The sequence below is a fragment of the Helicobacter sp. 23-1046 genome, assembly GCF_053654635.1.
The window spans coordinates 119764-140774 of record NZ_JBSIUS010000003.1 but is presented as its reverse complement, the minus strand read 5'-3'; the positions used below and the strand labels follow the sequence as shown (position 1 = coordinate 140774).

Below are 21011 nucleotides of genomic sequence, written 5' to 3'. Positions count from 1 at the left end.
AGTCTTTGTTTTTAGAATCTATGCCTTTGGTTTTATCATATTTTCAGGCACGACATATTTATTAAAGTCTGCCTCACTAAGAAGCCCAAGCTCTAAGCACGATTCCTTAAGTGAGATTTTCTTTTTGTGTGCGTTTTTTGCCACTTTTGCGGCATTTTCATACCCAATATGCGGATTTAGTGCGGTTACGAGCATTAGTGAATTGTGTAGGTTGTGGTCGATTTTTTCTTTATCAGGTGCTATTCCCACCGCGCAATGCTCATTAAACGACCTCATCGCATCAGCAAGCAAATCAAGACTTTGCAAGAAATTATAAATAATCACGGGTTTAAAGACATTGAGTTCAAAATTCCCTTGAGACGCCGCGAAGCCAATCGCCGCGTCATTTCCCATTACTTGCACACACACCATTGTGAGAGCTTCGCATTGCGTGGGATTGACTTTGCCCGGCATTATGGAGCTTCCGGGTTCGTTTTCTGGGATAAGAATCTCGCCCAAACCACAGCGCGGACCGCTAGCAAGCCAACGAATGTCATTTGCGATTTTCATTAGGTTTGCTGCAAGAGCTTTCATCGCCCCGTGTGTAAATGTAATAGCATCGTGGCTGGTTAGGGCGTGGAATTTATTAGGACTTGAGACAAATTTCACACCTGTAAATTTACTTAACTCCTCGCTTACTTTTTCGCTAAGTTGGGGGTGTGCATTTAGTCCTGTGCCCACAGCTGTCCCTCCGATTGCTAACTCGCGCAATGTTGGCAGTGAAGCGGTGATTTGCTCCTCGCTGTGCTCTAACATAGAGAGATACCCGCTAAACTCTTGTCCCAAAGTAAGCGGAGTAGCGTCTTGGAGGTGTGTGCGCCCGATTTTGACTATGGAATCAAACTCTTTAACTTTCTTTTGAAATGTCGCCTTTAGCTCACGCAACGCAGGCAATAGTTTCTTTTCTATTTGAATCACACTTACGATACTCATCGCCGTAGGGAATGTATCATTTGAGCTCTGAGACATATTGACATCATCATTTGGGTGGATTTTTTTGCCATCTTTGGCGCGAAAATCCCCGCCCAAAATCTCGCTAGCACGATTGGCAATGACTTCATTCATATTCATATTGCTTTGCGTGCCACTTCCTGTCTGCCAAATCGCGAGCGGGAAATTATCATCAAACTTGCCATCGATGATTTCATCACACGCCTGCGTAATCGCCTTTTTCTTTTCATCATTGAGCTTGCCTAATGCGTTATTCACCACTGCCACAGAACGCTTGAGCTTAGCAAAGCTATAAATTAACTCTTTTGGCATTTTTTCAACGCCGATTTTGAAGTTCTCAAAACTTCGTTGCGTTTGTGCACCCCAATACTTTTCATTTGGGACTTTGACTTCACCCATTGTGTCGTGTTCGATTCTGTAATCTGCCATTTGTTACTCCTTTTAAAAATAAAATTAAGACGAGGTATTATAACACCAAATGAGAAAATCCACCCTCAATAAGCTATCTTATCAAGGGTGGAATACAAAAGTTACTTACAAACTAAAGAGATTCTTAGACATATCCTGCAATAAGCGCAAACACATATCCAAACACACAGGAGCTAAATACGCCCACAAGTCCGGGGATAATGAAGCTGTGATTGATTACAAATCGCCCGATATGCGTAGTCCCTGAGCGGTCAAACTGAATTGTCGCCAAATCGCTAGGATAAGTAGGCAAAATGTAGTAACCATAGCACGCCGCCGCAAATGCCACGATGATACCGGGCTCTACGCCAATTCCTAGTGCGAGTGGCACAAACGCCGCGAGTGCTGCTGCTTGTGAATTTACAAATTTTGAGATGAGAAGTAGCATTATCGCATAAGTCCAAGGATGCTCTTGCACCACTTCACCAAGAGAGGCTTTTAGCATAGGTGTATGCACGGCAAACATCGAATCTGCCATCCACGAAATCCCAAACACAGCCACCATCGCAATCATACCTGATTTGAAAATCGCGTTGTTGCCAATGTCGCTAACTTTTACCTTTGTGAAAATCACCAGCGCAGAACCTGCCATAAGCATAAACATCTGAATCACAGCTACCATACTCATAGGCTTGTCATCAAATGCTGGGCGAAGTCCTTTGAAAATCCCTAGCAACGCCACTAACGCAATCGCTCCTAAGAAAATAAACATAGCCACCCACTCTATCGTAGGGAGTTTCACGCCTAAAAGTGTTTTGCTCTCGCCATAGACATATTCTTTGAATTTTGGGTCTTTGATACGCTCTTGGAATTCCTCATCTTTATCCAAATCTTTGCCTCTAAACCACGAGTAGATTCCCACACATAGCACACCAAATGCGCCACTAGGAATAGTGATTTTTAGCAAGTCGATGTATCCATCAAAGCCAGACATATGGGGCACGCCCTCTGCTAAAAGCATAGCGGTAAGGCTCACCACTGCCACGCTCACAGGCGAGCAGATGATTCCCATTTGTGAAGCGATAGAAGCACCTGCCATAGGGCGTTCTGGGCGGATATTGTTTTTAATCGCAATGTCATAAATAATTGGCATCATCGTATAAACCACATGCCCCGTGCCACAAAGAATGGTAAGAAACCAAGTTACAAACGGAGCTAAAATTGTGAGAAATTTAGGATTTCTACGCAAGATTCGCTCTGCGATTTGTAGCATCACATCTAGCCCACCACTTGAGAGCAATGTCGCACTCGCCACCACCACGCAAAGAATGGTAAAAATCACATCGATTGCAGGCTTGCCCGGCTTGACACCAAAGCCAAATGTAAGGACAAAAATCCCAATCCCGCCGAGCAATCCAAGCGCAATTCCGCCTTTCCTCGCACCATAAAACAAACAAATTAAAACGATAATAAGCTGTATTGCAAATTGCTTGCTATCGCTTAATGACATCAAAAAATCCATAAAACACTCCTTTTGCAAAATATCGCAAACAACCAAAAACAACAAAAAATCTAACATTGGGAAGACAGAGAGCTAAATTTATCATCGCACTTAGTAGTCGCGTGGAGCAAATTTTATAAAAAAAAAAACACCCATAGTCAATAAAATTGCCAAAGTTTTACATAAAATTTACTTTTTATTTACCTTTTGAAGTTTGGTTAAAAATTCAATGATGCAATGAAGTATTTTGTGGTATATGTGATACATCAAAGGCTAGATTCCATTTATCAAACAGAATCTAGCCATATTTTAGAAGAATGTATGAAGCACTTTTAGAATCTTTGCGCGACACCTCCGCCCTATTACGCGCTAGCTCCGCCGTGTAGGCTTAGATGAGGCATTATGAAATCTATCCAAGGGATTCCCACAAGCAAGTAAATCACCATATAAATCGCCGCGAAGATTCCACCAAGTAGGAAAAATGTCGGTCCTTTGATATAGTGGCTACCAAACCACAGCGGGCTACACCCTGTGCCATAAGGCGTGATAATCCCCATAAAGCCCATAGGCAAGATAAGCAGCAATAGCGTCTTATTGACATCGAGCCCGGGGATTGACTGCACGAGCGTTACAAAGATGAGCATTACAGCGGTTACATACGCAGTCCCAGAGGCAAAGAAATAGCGCAACCAAGAAAACGCCAAAATCAGCGCGATAATCGCTACGATAGGCTCTACGCCATCAAACTTCCCATCAAAAAGATTTGCTAACCACGCGATAAAGCCCACATTATTTAGCCCGCCAGCCATAGCCACAAGCGTAGCAAACCATACAAGCGTGTTCCACGCGGGCTTATTGCCTAAGAAATCCTGCCAGCTGATACATTTTGCCGCTACCATTAGCACTATCATTAGGAGCGCGGTAGTCGTGGCGTTTAGGTTATAGAGCGCGGATTTTGGGAAAAAGCTCCCGCCTACCCACAGCACAAGCCCGATGAGCGCGATTACAATCATAAAGATTTGCGGGCGAGTGATTTTGCCTAATGCGTCATATTTTTGCTTCGCCCAATCCACCACTTCCTTGCTTCCTTTGACTTCAGGCGGGTAAATCACATAAGCCAAAATTGGCGTGATAAGGAACAATATAATCCCCACAGGCAAAAATGCCAAAAACCAGCTTACCCAATCCACCACTTGTGCGCCACCTTTGTCGATTTGGGTGAGTGCTAGAGGATTTGGAGCTTGCCCCGTTAAGAAAATCGAGCTCGATACGCACGCGCTTGCAAGCCCTACCCAGATGAGATACGCGCCGATTTTGCGCGGATTTTTATCAGGGTGAGAATCAAACATAGGCGCAATGCTCGTAACCACAGGATACACTGAGCCACCACTCCTAGCTGCATTGCTAGGGATAAATGGCGCGAGGATTAAATCCACAAGCGCAATGGCATAGCCTAAGCCCAAAGTGCTTCGCCCTAGTTTGCTTACTAGATAGAGTGCTAGCCTCTCGCCAAGCCCTGTCTTGCTAAACCCTAAGCCAATCGTAAATGCCGCAAAGATAAGCCACACAACCGCGTTAGAAAATCCACTGATTCCCCAATTTAGCGCGTCTGCAGCTTTGATTTTGGCTTCTATCTCGCCTGAGCCTTTTGGTCCTAGTCGTAGCACCACCGCTATCACAATGGCAATCACGCCGATAAACGCAGGCGGGATAGGCTCTAAAATAAGCCCTAAAATTAGCCCCATAAATACGGAGAAATAAATCCACGCATTATGAGTGCACCCTTGAGGTGCATCTACACCCCATAACTTTGGTAATATAAACACGATAAGCCCAAACACCACAGGTGCAAAGAGCTTCGCATAAAACACCGCTTTGTCCTTTTCCATTGATATGTCCTCCCAATGTTAGATTTGCAATACGCTTGGGATTATAAAAAAAAAACACCCACAAATTTCAAGGCAAATTTGTGATATTTGATAGTTTTTCTTAATTGCTGAGTATTTATTACTCACTTTTTCAGTGATTTATTTAAAAGGTTTTATTATTTTTTACCTTACCATATTATTTGTTGGGGCAACGCTGTATTCACTTTTTATAAACAAATGCGCACGATTACACATCACAAAGCGATTTACAGGGCAGTGAAATTTCTTTTAAATAGGGTTTGACATATTGTAATTGCAAATTTTGCGTGAAATGTTAGGGAATCTAAAGGCTTTTTAAGCACATTTTGTATAAAATGCTGAAATTTTGCTTAAAAATTGAATCAAGCAATAAAGAAACGCACAAGCGTTAAAAGCAAGCAATGCAAGCATAAATGCCATATTGCAAGCACATTAAAAGGACTCAAATGCCACAACGCACCGACATTAAAACTATCTTACTCATTGGCTCTGGACCCATTGTCATCGGGCAGGCGTGCGAGTTTGACTACTCTGGCACACAAGCAGCAAAGACGCTTAAAAATTTAGGCTACCGCGTAGTGCTGATAAACTCAAACCCTGCTACGATTATGACAGACCCTGACTTTGCCCACCGCACTTATATCGAGCCTATCACGCAAGAAGTCATCGCAAATATCATAAAAGCCGAAAACATAGACGCGATACTGCCTACTATGGGCGGGCAAACCGCGCTCAATGTCGCAATGGAAATGTATGAAAGCGGAGCATTGAAAGGCGTGAAATTTCTCGGTGCAAACCCGAGCGCAATCAAGAAAGGCGAGGATAGGCAGGCGTTTAAAGAAGCTATGCTAAAAATCGGTATGGATTTGCCAAAGAGCCATTACGCCTACACGATTGATGAGGCACAGCAAGCAGCACAAAGCATTGGATTCCCGCTTATTATCCGTGCGAGCTACACGCTAGCAGGTGGTGGCAGTGGCGTGGCGTATAATATCGAGGAGTTTAAGGCACTCGCAAAAGCAGGGCTAGAAGCAAGCCCGATAAATGAAATCTTAATCGAAGAAAGTCTTTTGGGGTGGAAAGAATACGAAATGGAGGTAATCCGCGATAAGAATGACAACTGCATAATCGTGTGTAGCATCGAGAATCTCGACCCTATGGGCGTGCATACGGGGGATTCTATCACGATTGCCCCTGCGCTCACGCTCACGGATAAAGAATATCAGCGAATGCGCGATGCGTCTTTTAAGATTTTGCGTGAAATCGGCGTGGATACGGGCGGGAGCAATGTGCAGTTTGCCATAAATCCGCAAAATGGACGAATGACGGTGATTGAAATGAATCCGCGTGTCTCGCGTAGTTCGGCACTTGCGAGCAAGGCGACAGGCTACCCCATAGCCAAAGTGGCTACAATGCTAGCCGTTGGATTTAGCTTAGATGAGATTACAAACGACATCACAGGCACGCCTGCGAGCTTTGAGCCTAGCATTGATTATATCGTTACCAAAATCCCGCGCTTTACTTTTGAGAAATTCCCGCTCGCAGATTCTAGCCTCACTACTTCGATGAAGTCTATCGGCGAGGTGATGGCGATTGGCGGGAGTTTCAAAGAGAGTTTGCAAAAGGCGTTGTGTAGCTTGGAGAATGGATTTTGCGGGCTGGATAGTATGACTAGCGATTTGGAATTAGCAAAAAAAGAAACACGCAGGGCAAATGCAAATCGCATTTTGTATGTGGCAGATTGCTTTCGGCTGGGCTTAAGCGTGGAGGAAGTGGCAGAACTTAGCAAAATTGATAAGTGGTTTTTGCACCAAATTTATGAGCTTATAGAGGCTGAAAAGAGTGTGAATAGCGAGATTTTGCGCGATGAGGGGGCTATGCGCACTCTCAAATCACAGGGCTTTAGCGATAAGGCGTTGGCTAGGCTTTTAGCACAAAATGAGGGCGTGGAGATAAGTGAGGGCGAAATCTACACGGCTAGAGTGGCGATGGGCGTGGTAGCGAGATATGAGGAGGTGGATACTTGTGCGGCGGAGTTTGAGGCTTTGACGCCGTATTTGTATTCAACGATTCCTGTGAATCCTTTAAGCAATTCGCTCCGTGGTAATCATTCCGTTGTAGGTTCTGCGAATGCAGAATCTAGCTCTACAAACGATAGCGTGGAATTTCAGGATTCTGAATCTAATGCGCCACTAAAAATTAGAGCAACAAATGGGCGCGGTATTTTGGAGGAAAAATCGGGGCTGTGCGAGGCGAGCAACGAAGATAGGACAAGTAGTCCATCGAGGAAGCGAGCCGAAGCACTCCCCGATTTTTACCCAAAAGACAAGCCCAGCGCGCAAAAAGTGCTAATCATCGGTGGTGGTCCAAATCGCATCGGACAGGGGATAGAGTTTGACTACTGTTGCGTGCATTCTAGCTTCGCGCTCAAAGACTTAGGCGTGCAAAGCATAATGTATAACTGCAATCCTGAGACTGTAAGCACGGATTATGACACAAGCGACACGCTTTATTTTGAGCCTATCGACTTTGAGCGCGTGAGGGCGGTGATAGAGAGGGAAAATCCAAATGGCATAATCGTGCATTTCGGGGGACAAACGCCACTAAAACTCGCCAAAAATCTCACTACAATCGGTGCGAATATCATCGGCACAAAGGCTTCTGTCATCGACACTGCAGAGGATAGAGAGAAGTTTGCCGCATTTGCCAAAAAACTTAAACTTAACCAACCCCAAAATGGTATCGCGTATAAAAAAGAGGAGGCGTATGAAATCGCGCGAAATATCGGCTATCCCGTGCTTGTGCGCCCTAGCTATGTGCTAGGTGGGCGCGCTATGCGTATCGTGCAAAGCGATGATGAGCTAAAAACCTATATGGACGAGGCGGTGAGAGTGAGTGAATCTAGCCCCGTGCTTGTGGATAAATTTTTAGACCACGCCACCGAGCTTGATGTCGATGCGATTTGCGATGGGGAGGAAGTCTATATCGGCGGGATTATGCAGCATATCGAGGAAGCAGGCGTGCATAGCGGGGATAGTGCTAGTTGCTTGCCACCTTTTGGGTTAGATTCCCACACGATTAAAGAAGTGGAGAATCTCAGCGCATCAATCGCCATAGAACTCGGTGTCATAGGATTGCTTAATATCCAATTTGCGATTTTTCAAAACACAATTTATATCATTGAGGTAAATCCCCGCGCTTCTCGCACCGTGCCTTTTGTGAGTAAAGCCACAGGGATTCCACTTGCCAAAGTCGCTACCCGCGTAATGTGGAATCACGCGCAAAATCCCACGAATAAAGGTATTTTACGAGAATCTTTAGCATTTTATGACTCGTATAAAAAAATATCTTTTGGCGAGAAGATTCACAAACCAAAACCCCTCAAATCAACCGCATTTAAAGAATCTGTGTTCCCATTTGCTAAACTTGGCGCAGATGTATCTTTAGGACCAGAGATGAAGAGCACGGGCGAAGTAATGGGAATCTCTAATAGCGTGGGCGTGAGCTTCGCAAAATCCCAACTCGCCTCCCATAATCCTATCACGCCAAAAGGACAAATATTCCTCTCACTAAGCGATGTAGATAAAGCACAAGGGTGCAAACTCGCAGAAAAATTTGTCAATCTTGGGTTTAGTATTTGCGCCACAGGTGGCACACATAGAGCACTACAACAAAAAAATATCCCCTCTATAAGCGTGCAAAAAATCTCTGAAGGGCGTCCAAATATTTGTGATTTAATGATGAATGGCGAAGTGGCGATGGCGATTAACACGAGTGATGATAATTCTAATAAAAATGACACCACACAAATTCGCGCACAGATTCTCAAAAGTAAGATTCCCTACTTCACCACGCTAAGCGCGGCAAGTATGGTAATAGAAGCGATAAAGGCGATGAAACAAAGCGATATAAATATCCCAAACGCCTTGCAAGATTGCCTCAAAAGTTAAAAACTTAGAATCCAACACTCAAACGAGTAGTAATGTAACTCCTATCAAGGCGCAAAGAATCTCCACTAGCAAATGTGAAATTTGGCTGGGTAATGCCTATAAAACCCCTATCTTTCATCGTGTGGATATAATAACCTGCCACTACGCTAAAAATCGTAGCCTTGCGCAAATGCAAATCAATATGCAATAAAGCAGAATATTCTAATGCGCTTGGTGCGGAAGTGTAGCGCAAATTAAGCCCGAAGTTGATTGCCTCTGTGTATGCGGTGGGGGTTGAGAGTTTTATATCGCTAAAAAATAATCCGCTCATTGAATCTGGTGCGGTAAGTGCATTAAGGGCTGGACCTGTGGTATAAACGCTATTATCAAGGAAGTTTATCCCCGATGGATTCCCAGCTTGCCCCACACGCGAGTTCGCTGCGCCGAAGTTTTTATACACCGCAAATGCGATATTATATGCCTTATCAAACTCAAAGTCTTGACGCACTAGCACACTCGCATTCCAACCACTTATGTCTTTTAGCGTGCCGTTATTTGTGCCAATTTGAGCAAAATAATGCTTCCCAATGCCCATAATGCTGGTGTAATGATAGGGGAAAATCGCTGTGATTTTTGTATGTGAAGCGACACTAGAATCTGCTCCAAAGTTTAATTCGACATTAAAGCCCGGCGCGATATATTCTCTATCGGCGTAATACACATATATATCAGCCTTTGTATTTGTGCCCTCATAGCCACTTGTGAGACTTAAGATACCTTGTTGAGCAAAAAGGCGATTATAATCCATTAGCCAGCCATTGCCCACAAGCGCAACTCCACTCGTGCCAAAGGCTTTAAAGTAAAAACTACCTACATTCACGCGTGCATTGAGCCCCTCTACATACGCATCAACCCAATCATCATTTTCTTGCTTAAAGCGTCCAGCACTAAGCGCGATATTCTCTCCCTCATACTTTATAAAAGCATTATGCACGAAAATATAATGCGCGTTATTTGGCGTAGCCTCGCCTCCTCTTGAGTTGTAATAGCCCGGATAAAAGCCAATGTGATTAAATGAGGAGCCCTTTGTAGAATCGTTGATAAGCCCAGCTCCTACACCACCTATCATAACTTGAAAATTGCCAGATTTATACCCGACATTTACTTCGCCCAAAGTATAGCCATAAGTGTTGTTTGGCAAACTCTGCGAGGCAGGATTGAGTGCGAGCTTGTGCCACATTTCTAATCCAGCATTTGCAAAAATACCCTGCGCTTCATCACCTGATTCTTGTGCGTTTATCACGCTCAACGCACTAAAAGCCATTAGCCATAGTAATTTTTTCATACATTGTCTCCTAAAATATTTTTCAAGCGCAAGTATAGTAATATTTATGAGATTTTACAATGAGAGAAGCGAGATTTAGGCAAGATTCTATGATTTCATAGAATCTTGTGGCATTAAAACATATACATATAGCGCAAAGCAAACGCACTAAAACCAGAATCTAAAGCAAGCTCAAAGCGGTGTTTCCTATCTATCATAGCAAATCCGCCACCATTCCAACCCCAACCAATAGCAGAAGCCCCTGTATACCACCAATCATTTGAGGAAATATAATAATATCCAAGCGATAATCCTGTGTATAAACCCCAAATGGTTTTTTGGTTTGGAGTAAATTCGATAAAATAATCCGCCCCAGCTTGCACATACACGCCATTATATGAGTATTTTCCACCCCAATAACTATATGAGTAATTGTAGTAGTTTGCCGAGCCAATGCCACGAATCCCGTGTCTAAACTTCTCTAACTGCATATCTTTGCCAAAGTAGTGCATATATCCGCCAATGATTCCCGCATTTATCGTGCCAAGCCCGCCAAAGCCAATTTGTGGTCCTAAAAAGGCTCTATCATTGCTTTTTGAAGTATGAGAATTGTTGGAAGATTTTTTGGTGTCTTTGTTTTGAGATTTTGTATTTTTACTCTCCTCGTTGAGTGCGAGATAGAGGGGTTGTGCATTCGCACTTAAAATATCAATAGGGGGGGGGGGTAGATATGTGTTGTTCTGCACTAAGTGCGCCTGCCAACAACAACGGCAACAATGAAACAAAAACTTTATTTGTGCTCATTTTTTCTCCTTTTAAAGTATGATGTGTTTGGAATCTAGATTCCAAAAGGCGCAATTATGCAATATAAAACCTTAATTTAAACTTAAATTAGCGCAAAAATAAAAATCTATGATATTAGATTTTTTGCAATACTACAAATATTATGCGGAGTAAAACCAAATCGCTCAAAAAGCGCATCACCCTTACCACTTGCACCAAAACTCTGCATTCCAAACACGGTATGCGCGAACGCATACCACTCTAACGCTCTTGCTGCCTCAATAGCGAGAATCTTAGAATCTCCAAACAGCAAATCTCTATACGCGCTATCTTGAGCGAGCAAAAGCTCAAAACAAGGCGCACTCACGACATTTGTGGCAATCCCCTCACTCTCAAGCAATTTTTGCGCTTTGAGCGCGAGACTTACCTCGCTCCCACTTGCAAGCAATGTAATTTTAGCATTGCGCTCTATCGTGCTTGTGGCTAAGAGATACGCACCTCTTTGCACTTGCTCTTTGGTGGCGTTGCTTAGAACTTCAAGATTCTGTCGGCTTAGCACAAAGGCACTTGGAGATTGTGATTCTAATGCAACCTGCCAACACGCGACATTTTCATTGCCATCGCAGGGGCGAAAAGTAAGTAAATTCGGCATAGCACGCAAATGCGAAAGCTGCTCGATTGGCTGATGTGTCGCGCCATCTTCGCCCACACCAATGCTATCGTGGGTGAAAACATAAAATACCTTTGCTTTCATAAGGCTCGCCACGCGAATGCTAGGCGAGAGGTAATCGCTAAAAACAAAAAAAGTCGCACAAAATGGCAAAAAAAGTCCATAGTTTGCTAGTCCATTGCAGATTGCGCCCATTGCGCCTTCACGGATTCCAAAATGCAAATTACGCCCTGTGGGGAAATCACCAAGACCCTTTAGCTCAGTGTTATTGCTCGGGGCTAAATCCGCGCTCCCGCCGATAAATCCACTCACGCTCTTAGCGATAGCATTGAGAATCTCTCCATTACTCACACGCGTAGCCAAAGACTTACCCAACTCATAATGCGGAAAGGCTATGTCGCCCACATCTTTCATCGCAAAGATTCTCTTACGCACTTCATCGCTTAATGCCCTCTCCCACTCTAACTCCTCTAATTCGCCTCTTTCTTTGACATTAGCAAATCGCAACGCCACAAAATCTGGAATCTCAAAAGTTTTCGTGCCATCAAAGCCAAGTTTTTGCTTTGCTTGTTTGATAATCTCTTCTCCTAAAGGTGCGCCGTGCGCCTTATGACTGCCTTCAAGCTCTAAAGCACCCTTAGCTATAGTGGTTTTGGCAATGATTAGGCTTGGTTTTGTAGCGTTTATGGCATTAAGCAATGTTGTGTTAATCTCCACAAAATTATGTCCATCGCATTCAAAAACTTCCCACCCTTGCGCTATAAACCGCTGTTTGATATTTTCATTAAACGCGATACTCACATCTCCCTCAATGCTAATGTTATTGCTATCATAAATAAGCACAAGACTATCGAGTTTATGTAAGCCCGCCAAAGAGCAAGCCTCATAGCTTATCCCCTCTTGCAAATCTCCATCGCCACACAAACAAAAAATATTGTGATTAAATACTTCCTTACCAAAGGTATTTTGAGCGTATTTCTCCCCAAAAGCCATACCAACGGCATTGGCAATACCTTGTCCAAGCGGTCCTGTGGTGATTTCTACACCTTGAGTGTGCTTGTATTCTGGATGTCCGGGAGTTTTAGAATCAAGTGTGCGAAATTGTTTCAAATCTTCCAAACTTACATCAAAGCCCCATAAATGCAACAAACTATACACTAACGCGCTAGCGTGCCCGCCACTAAAAATAATCCTATCGCGGTTAAGCCAATGTGGATTGGCTGGATTAAGCGTAATATACAAACTAAGCACACTCACTATATCTGCCAATCCCATAGGCGCACCGGGGTGTCCAGAGTTTGCCTTTTGCACCATATCCGCGCTTAAAAAGCGCACCGTGTTTGCCATTAGGCTAAGTTGGGCAATATCATTCTCTTGCAAACAAATCTCTTTCATAGAAATCCTTAATTTTGTAATTTTTACTTTGAATTCTAACAAAAGTGAGATGTTAGAAACCTTAAGTTATAATCACAAAAGCAAAATTAGGAGAGAAAATGTCAAAAACTATTTTGTTGCGTTTGCCAAATTGGCTTGGAGATTGCGTAATGTGCGCAAGTGCGTTTGAAAAATTAAAAGACGCGTATAAAGATGCAAAATTTATCCTTGTAGGAAGCCAAGTTATTGAGGTTTTTGCCACCGATGAAAGAGTAGAGCGTATCATCATCGATACAAGCAAAAAGGCAAAATGTCGAATCTACGCCACCTATCAACTAGCCAAGCTCGCTGGAAGTGCGGATATAAGTTTTTGCTTTACCAATGGCTTTTTTGGTGCGCTTTTTTTGTTCTTTACCCGCTCTAAAGTGCGCGTGGGCTTCGCTACGAATATGCGCTCATTTTTGCTTACCAATGCTATAAAAATGCCTACAATAAAGCCTCTGCACCAAGTGCAAAAATATGAATATTTACTCAAAGGTTTTGTAAGTGATGAGATTTTTAGCTCCTTTGCTCCGCTACGACTTCCATTGCACAATACGAGCAAAATTGTTGTAGATTCTAAAAAAGCCATTGGCATAAATCCCGGAGCAGCGTATGGAAGTGCGAAATGCTGGGAGAAGGAGTATTTTTTAGAAATTATAAAGGCGTTTTTAGAGCAAGGGTATGTCGTCTATCTTTTTGGCTCTGGGGCAGGATTACAAAGAGATTCCAAAGACGCACAACAAACGCAAAAATATGCCTTTTTGCAATCAAAAAACTTCATTGATGTAACCAACAAAACTACTTTAGGTGAGCTTGTTGAAGCGATTAACAAACTCGCACTTTTTATCACTAATGATAGTGGTCCTATGCACATAGCTGCTGCACTTGGTGTAAAAACACTGAGTATATTTGGCTCTACGGATACCGCTGATACTTGCCCGTGGAATCAAACAATCGCGCAAGAGTTTTTTTACTCAAATAAAGAAATTTTGGCGCAAACTTCCGCCCAAGATTCCAAACCTCACTCTCTGCCAAAAGATATTACAAGCCTTAATCTCGTGCAAGCGGATAATTTACATATCATTAGCAAGCATATTGAATGTGCCCCGTGCAAAAAGAGAATCTGCCCTCTTTCCCATCATCTTTGTATGAAAAGCATTACGCCTAGCGAAGTTTTAACCTTAGCAAACCACATACTTCAACACTAAAGGATAACAATGAGCTTAGAAAACCTCAATTCAAAAGAACTTTTTGTCTATTCTACCAATCGCTCTATAAAGAGCAAATATGAGCAAGATAGCATTTGTAAGCCAAGTATGTTGCGTAAGGAGTTTTTTAGCAAAGCGATATATTATCCTCACAAAACACTGCTTCCCAAAAATGTATGCAAACTCCTTTTAGGTAGTATTTTAGAGCAATATGACAAAGAAACAAGCAATCTCTCAACCTCCCGCCTAGTTTTTGAAAAAAATTTTTTGGCATATCTGCAAAGTAGTGCATTTTTTTTGCAATTTTATGATGAACTCTTTATCCACAATATTGACATTGCAGACATTCCTTTGCAAGATACTTATGGGGATTATGAAGAGCATTTGCATATTTTACAAGAGGTTTTTGCTCGCTATAATGCGTTTTTAGATTCTAAGCATTTGGTGTATAAAAGTAGAAAATATGAAATCTTAAAGTCGTGGCTGGGGAATTTTTCACGCATTGTCCTACACTTAGATAGTGTGCTTAATCCTTATGAAAAAGAAATTTTACAAAAAGTGGCAAACTTTTGTGAGGTTGTCATTTGCTTTCAAACCCAAGATAAAATTCCTCATAGTGTTTTGCGCGAAGATTCTAGTGATACACAGCTTGATAATATCCACACGCATTTTTTGCAAATCTTTGATAAACCTCTTGCTTTAGAGCCTTTTACGCGCTATGAAGTGCGCTACCCGCAAGGCACAATCATCGACCAAAAGCCCTGCTCCACCATAAACCACCACATTAGTGCCAAAAGTTTCTTTGGGCGCATTGAGCAAGTGGGTGGCATTAGAGAGTGTATTAAAAATTGGCTTGATAGCGGAATTTTGCCACAAGACATTACCATAGTGCTTCCAGATTCTCGCTTTGTGTCCTATCTCAACGCCCTTGATAAAGAGCATAACTTTAATTACGCAATGGGAAAGAAATTTGATAAAAGTGCGCTTTTTGAAGTAATTCAAAAAAGCATCATAAAATCTCCCCCCCATAATGTCCAAGAACTACAAAACATTGTTTTAAGGGAACTTCAAACAAACAATCCCAAATACACGCAAATAAATGAAAAAATTATGAGCATTATGTATGATTACGCAAATGCACAAGAGTTGTTTCCTATACAAAATGTGGGCGAGAGCTTCTTGCAAGATATAAGCGACCTTAGCCTTGATGACAATCGCGGTGGCAAGATTTCGGTTATCGAAGTGCTTGAAAGCAGAGGGATTGAGCTCAAATATGTCATTATACCTGATTGCAATGAAGATAAGATTCCCTCGCTTAGCACAAGTGATATGTTTTTAACCACAGCCATAAGAGAGCGATTAGGCATACCAACTCTTTATGATAAAAGAGCCCTGCAAATATGGCATTACAAAAATCTTTTATTCAACGCAAAAGAGGCTTGTATGCTATTGGTAGAATCTGAAGAATACGCACCTTGTATGTTATTAAACGAGCTTGATATTACACCAACGCCAAGCAATGTAAGTATTTTTAAACACGCTCTTTTACCCACATTGTATAAGCCAGAATCCTACTTTGCTAAGCTTGGATTGTATTTTTCTCCATCAAGTTTTAACACCCTACTTAAATGCCCGTTGCAATATTACTTTAAATACATTGCAAATTTCTGCGCCCCAGATGAAGATTCTAAGGACAACACCACTTATGGAAACATTATCCACGAAGTTTTATACAAAGCATACAAACCCTATCAAGGCGAGGTTATTGACTTGCAAAAAATGAAGAAAATTGAAGAATCTTGCCTTACAATGCTCTTACAAAAAAACTTTGATAAAGGCAATACACTTAGTGCGCTCCAAGAAATCCAAATACAAAAAATGCTCATTGAAATGGAAACATTTTTCACTAAAGAGTGCGAATACATAACACAAAACGGTGCATTCACACTCATAGGATTAGAAATAAAGTTTGAAAACTTTGCACTTCATAATTATGTTTTTACTGGCAGGATTGATAGAATCCAACAAAACCAAGATGGAAGCATTCTTGTTATTGATTATAAATACAAAAAAGTTGAGAAAAATTTTGAAGATTTAGCCCTTGAGATTTATCGACAATATATTTTACAACAATATCCAAACAAGCAAATCCAAACAAGTTTTTATTTCCTTAAACACTCACGCAAACAAGATGAGACATATACAATACAGCAAAACACACAAGAGAAATTGTTTGAGAAATTCGCAGAGATTGATACAAAGTTTTGCCACACAAAAGAGTATATACTTGCGCACAATAAGGAGCATTGCGTGATTGAAGATTTGCAAGCATATAGCGCATTGGAATCTCGTTATGGAGAGTTTGAACCACTAGGCAAGGAAAATAAGACTTGTCGATATTGTGATTACCGCACCCTTTGTGGAATCTAAATGCCACATTCCACAAGCACCGCACTCACTCAAAGTAAGGATTTGCGCTTAGTATTTGTAAAAATATGCTAAAATCCACAACTCTTAAACTCATAAAAGGCACAATCAATGATACAAGCGATAATACACAAAATTTTAGGCTCAAGCAATACCAAAATGCTAAAAGCCTACACAAAGCGCGTCCAAGAAATTAACGCCCTTGAAGAACACTACACCAAACTCAGTGATGACGAGTTAAAAGGTGCGTTTGAAGCACTAAAAAAAGCACACCAAGAAGACGGCGCGAGCTTAGATTCTTTGTTGCACCAAAGTTTTGCAATCACGAGAGAAGCGGCAAAGCGCACGCTAGGAATGCGCCATTTTGATGTGCAACTCATCGGTGGTATGGCACTGCACGATGGACGCATAGCAGAAATGAAAACAGGCGAGGGAAAAACCCTTGTCGCCACACTTCCCGTATGCCTCAACGCACTTAGCGGGAAAAGTGTGCACGTCATCACCGTCAATGACTACTTGGCAAACCGCGATGGAAGCGAATTAGAACCACTTTATAACTTTCTTGGCTTAAGTGTTGGCATTATCACTGCGGACTTGCGTGATGATGACAAAAAGCTCGAGGCGTATAGCGCAAATGTCGTATATGGAACAAACAACGAATTTGGGTTTGATTATTTGCGTGATAATATGAAATATGACTTAACGCACAAAGTGCAAAAGCACCACTTTTTTGCCATTGTCGATGAAGTAGATTCTATTTTGATTGATGAGGCACGCACACCCTTAATCATTTCCGCACCTGCTAATCGCACAATGGAAAATTATCATCTCGCCAACTCTGTGGCACAAAATCTAAAAGCCCCGCAAGACTTTAGTATTGATGAAAAAAACCGCGTGATTTTACTCACCGAAGATGGCATCAAAAATGCCGAGCAACTTTTCAAAGTCGATAATCTCTATAGCATTGAAAATGCCGCGCTCTCCCACCACCTAGACCAAGCCTTAAAGGCAAATTATCTCTTTGCCAAAGATAAAGATTATGTCGTGCGAGATGGAGAGGTGATTATTGTTGATGAATTTACGGGACGATTAAGCGAGGGAAGACGCTTTAGCGAGGGCTTGCACCAAGCCATTGAAGCAAAAGAAAAAGTCGATATTAAAGAAGAATCTCAAACCCTCGCAGACATTACTTTCCAAAACTACTTTCGCCTGTATGACAAGCTCGCGGGAATGACGGGCACAGCACAAACTGAAGCAAGTGAATTTTTGCAAATTTATAAACTTGATGTGGTCTCAATCCCCACAAATGTGCCTGTGCAACGCAAGGATTTAAATGATTTGATTTACAAAAGTGAAATGGAGAAATTTAAAGCCGTCATTGCCAAAATCACGGAACTTTACAAAAAAGGACAGCCCGTGCTTGTAGGCACAGCGAGCATTGAGCGAAGTGAAGTGCTCCACGAACTTCTCAAAAAAGCTAGAATCCCACACACCGTGCTTAATGCCAAACAACACACCAAAGAAGCTGAAATCATTAAAGATGCGGGGCTTAAAGGTGCTGTAACCATCGCCACAAATATGGCTGGACGCGGGGTTGATATAAAAATAAGTGATGAAGTGCGCGAACTTGGAGGATTGTATATCATCGGCACGGAACGACACGAGAGCAGGCGCATTGACAACCAACTTCGCGGACGCTCAGGCAGACAAGGCGACCCCGGGGTGAGTCAATTTTATCTAAGCCTTGAAGATTCCTTGTTGCGCATATTTGGAAGCGATAAACTTAAGGGCATTATGGAGCGATTAGGACTTAAAGATGGCGAACACATAGAATCTGGGCTCGTTACACGCTCTGTGGAAAATGCGCAAAAAAAGGTGGAGAGTTTGCATTTTGAATCACGAAAACATTTGCTTGAATACGATGATGTGGCAAATGAGCAACGAAAGGCGATATATCGTTTGCGTGATGATTTGCTTAATAAAGAATACGAAATGCGTGAAAAAATAGAGCAAAATAGGCAAAGTGCGGTGGCATTTATGCTGGAGAGAGCAGGGATTTATCAGCACGAAGAAAGTGAGAACTTTGATATTGCTAACCTAAAAGCCATTGTGTTGGAGTATTTTGGACTTGAGTTGGGTAATGTAGAGAATCTTGATTATGACGCACTTTATACGCATATCTTGGAAGCGGCAAAAACCGATTATGAAAACAAAATGGGCGTGCTCGATTCCGCTCAACGCAACGAAATTGAGCGCATTATCTATCTCCAAGTGCTAGATAATGCGTGGAGAGAGCACCTCTATACAATGGATAACCTAAAAACAGGTATCGGACTACGCGGATACAACCAAAAAGACCCATTGGTAGAATACAAAAAAGAAAGTTATGGATTGTTTTTAGAATTTGTAGAGAATCTTAAAATCGACACGGCTAAAACACTCCAAATCGTGCGCTTAAAACCACAAGAACAAGCAAGCGAGATAAAAGAAAAAATCATTGAAAACCTTGAAGAAGGGAGCGAGGAGCTAAGTTTCAATAAAGATACAATGCAAAACCAACCACAAAAACGGCAAAAAATCTCGCGCAACGACCCTTGTCCGTGCGGAAGTGGGAAAAAATACAAACTCTGCCACGGCAAAAGCGGACCAAAAAAAGGGTTGCTCGCATAAGATTATGAAAAGACCATTACACACAAAATACAATCACTAGGAATAGAATGTCTAAACTTACTACTTATTTGCTCCCCAAATATTTGCGCTTTGATAGAGCGCAACCCTTTATTAGCGTTACGGCGATTTTGGCTATTCTTGGTGTTGGTATTGGTGTTATGGTGCTATGCGTAGCGATGGCGATTATGAATGGTATGACAAAGGAATTTGAACGCAAGCTCTTTATTATGAATTACCCAATTAGCGTATTTTCTAAAACTTATCAGGGCGTAGATTCTACAATTTTTACAGCCCTAAGGGAGAAATTTCCGCATTTACTTTTTAGTCCCTATTTGCGTTATAACGCCCTAAGTCGCGCTGGTGGGGATATGAATGCAGCGGTTGTCATTGGTGTGGATATAGATTTAGAAATCAAGCTCAATGAAGTCGTGCGCGGAGTATTTAGTGTGGCAGATTCCCAAATGCTTGATAGCGCAAAGATTGAAAAATTCAAATCCCAAAACTTCCCCGCTATTATCGGTAAGGAATTACAGCTTAGGCATTTTTTAGAGGTTGATGACAAACTTACCTTATACTTTAGTCAAGTAGAGCCAAACGCACTCTCCCTCTCGCCACTAAGCAAACGATTTGATATTGTAGAAATTTTTGATTCTGGATTGAAGGCATATAACGAGGCGTATATTTATACGAATTTACAATCATTGCAAAAAATTCGCAGACTTCCTAGCGACCTTTATGATGGCATTCATATTTATAGCACCGAACCATTTAAAGATATAGCCCCTATTAAAGAATTTTTAGAAAGTGCATTCCCAAATCGTGTCGGCGTAGAAGGCTGGTGGGAGCAAAATGGCAACTTTTTCTCTGCTATGGAGCTAGAAAAACGCGCATTATTTGTCGTGCTTATGCTTATTATCCTTATGGCAAGCCTTAATATCATTAGCTCACTTTTAATGGTGGTGATGACAAGGCGCAGGGAAATTGCTCTAATGCTCTCTCTTGGAATGAGCGAAAAAGAGATTAAACAAACTTTCTTTTCACTTGGCACATTTATTGGCGGATGTGGGATAGTGCTAGGGGTGGTGCTCAATTTTGTCGCGCTTTTTGTGCTTGATACTTTTCCTATTATTTCATTGCCTCAAGATGTCTATGGCACGAGCAAATTGCCTTTGGATTTATCTATTATTGATTTTGTTGCTACCATTTTTGGGGCGAGCGTGATTGTGTGTTTGGCTTCCTATTATCCTGCAAAAAAAGCCTCAAAAATTGATGTTTTAAGTGTTTTACGCAACGAATAAGAATCTAGATTCTTAAAAAATGCTTTATTTAAGCAAGATTTAAGTTTAATGGCGTTAGAATCTCGCCGACCTAGATTCTACTTTTATGCGATGTGATTTTTTGTGTAAAGTAGCTAGGATTTTTTGCAATAGCTTAAAAAGTGTATAGGGGGGGGGGGCAGATATATGACAATTTATGTCGGAAATTTGGTGTATTCGGCAAGTTCAAGTGATGTGGAAAATTTATTTTCTCAATTTGGCGAGGTTATCTCCGTAAAACTCATCAACGATAGAGAAAGTGGCAGACCAAAAGGCTTTGGCTTTGTGGAAATGCCAGATGAAGCAGCAAACAAAGCAATCCAAGCTTTAAATGACAAAGACTTTCAAGGAAGAAACCTACGCGTAAATGAAGCAAAGCCTAGAAATTAGCCTGCTTCATTACCACTTTTCGTGTAAAAATTGTATAATACTTGTCTTTTGAATTTTGGTGATTGCCTTAAT

Annotated in this window: 12 protein-coding genes; 6 read left to right on the top strand and 6 right to left on the bottom strand. The window is 41.8% G+C overall.

Annotation, left to right across the window (positions count from 1 at the left end; genetic code table 11):
* Positions 1-18: 18 nt before the first annotated feature.
* The 3 genes from fumC to ACWIUJ_RS08325 all read right to left on the bottom strand — a co-directional run bounded on the left by fumC (position 19) and on the right by ACWIUJ_RS08325 (position 4788).
* Positions 19-1419, bottom strand: coding sequence for a class II fumarate hydratase (fumC, locus tag ACWIUJ_RS08335; protein WP_454149814.1), 1401 nt, complete (start codon positions 1417-1419; stop codon positions 19-21).
* Positions 1420-1543: 124 nt separating this feature from the next.
* The gene (locus ACWIUJ_RS08330; protein WP_454149816.1) at positions 1544-2920 is read right to left on the bottom strand and encodes an anaerobic C4-dicarboxylate transporter; all 1377 of its coding nucleotides are present in this window, start codon (positions 2918-2920) and stop codon (positions 1544-1546) included.
* Positions 2921-3261: 341 nt separating this feature from the next.
* Positions 3262-4788 (bottom strand): DASS family sodium-coupled anion symporter, encoded by a 1527-nt coding sequence (locus tag ACWIUJ_RS08325; protein ID WP_454170198.1) that lies wholly within the window; start codon positions 4786-4788, stop codon positions 3262-3264.
* A 464-nt stretch (positions 4789-5252) separates the two neighbouring features.
* Here ACWIUJ_RS08325 and carB point away from each other — a divergent pair, with 464 nt between their 5' ends.
* The gene (gene carB, locus ACWIUJ_RS08320; protein ID WP_454170196.1) at positions 5253-8756 is read left to right on the top strand and encodes a carbamoyl-phosphate synthase large subunit; all 3504 of its coding nucleotides are present in this window, start codon (positions 5253-5255) and stop codon (positions 8754-8756) included.
* Between the two features lie 4 nt (positions 8757-8760).
* On the opposite strand, the gene ACWIUJ_RS08315 is transcribed toward carB, so the two are convergent.
* The 3 genes from ACWIUJ_RS08315 to tkt all read right to left on the bottom strand — a co-directional run bounded on the left by ACWIUJ_RS08315 (position 8761) and on the right by tkt (position 12898).
* Positions 8761-10080, bottom strand: a complete 1320-nt coding sequence (locus ACWIUJ_RS08315; protein ID WP_454170194.1) for an outer membrane family protein — start codon at positions 10078-10080, stop codon at positions 8761-8763.
* A 113-nt stretch (positions 10081-10193) separates the two neighbouring features.
* Positions 10194-10805, bottom strand: a complete 612-nt coding sequence (locus tag ACWIUJ_RS08310) for a hypothetical protein (RefSeq protein WP_454170192.1) — start codon at positions 10803-10805, stop codon at positions 10194-10196.
* Positions 10806-10969: 164 nt separating this feature from the next.
* Positions 10970-12898, bottom strand: coding sequence for a transketolase (tkt, locus tag ACWIUJ_RS08305; RefSeq protein ID WP_454170238.1), 1929 nt, complete (start codon positions 12896-12898; stop codon positions 10970-10972).
* Between the two features lie 107 nt (positions 12899-13005).
* On the opposite strand from tkt, the gene ACWIUJ_RS08300 reads away from it, so the two are divergent.
* The 5 genes from ACWIUJ_RS08300 (at position 13006) to ACWIUJ_RS08280 (ending at position 20939) form a co-directional block, all read left to right on the top strand.
* Positions 13006-14136: a glycosyltransferase family 9 protein gene (locus ACWIUJ_RS08300; RefSeq protein WP_454170190.1), complete on the top strand. Its 1131-nt coding sequence runs from the start codon at positions 13006-13008 to the stop codon at positions 14134-14136.
* Between the two features lie 9 nt (positions 14137-14145).
* Positions 14146-16566, top strand: coding sequence for a PD-(D/E)XK nuclease family protein (locus ACWIUJ_RS08295; RefSeq protein WP_454170188.1), 2421 nt, complete (start codon positions 14146-14148; stop codon positions 16564-16566).
* A 108-nt stretch (positions 16567-16674) separates the two neighbouring features.
* Positions 16675-19233 (top strand): preprotein translocase subunit SecA, encoded by a 2559-nt coding sequence (secA, locus tag ACWIUJ_RS08290; RefSeq protein ID WP_454170186.1) that lies wholly within the window; start codon positions 16675-16677, stop codon positions 19231-19233.
* Positions 19234-19280: 47 nt separating this feature from the next.
* On the top strand, positions 19281-20531 hold the full coding sequence (locus ACWIUJ_RS08285; RefSeq protein WP_454170184.1) for an ABC transporter permease: 1251 nt from the start codon (positions 19281-19283) through the stop codon (positions 20529-20531).
* A gap of 165 nt (positions 20532-20696) precedes the next feature.
* Entirely contained in the window at positions 20697-20939 is a 243-nt protein-coding gene (locus ACWIUJ_RS08280; RefSeq protein ID WP_454149834.1) for an RNA recognition motif domain-containing protein, read from the top strand.
* The last annotated feature ends 72 nt before the right edge of the window (positions 20940-21011 follow it).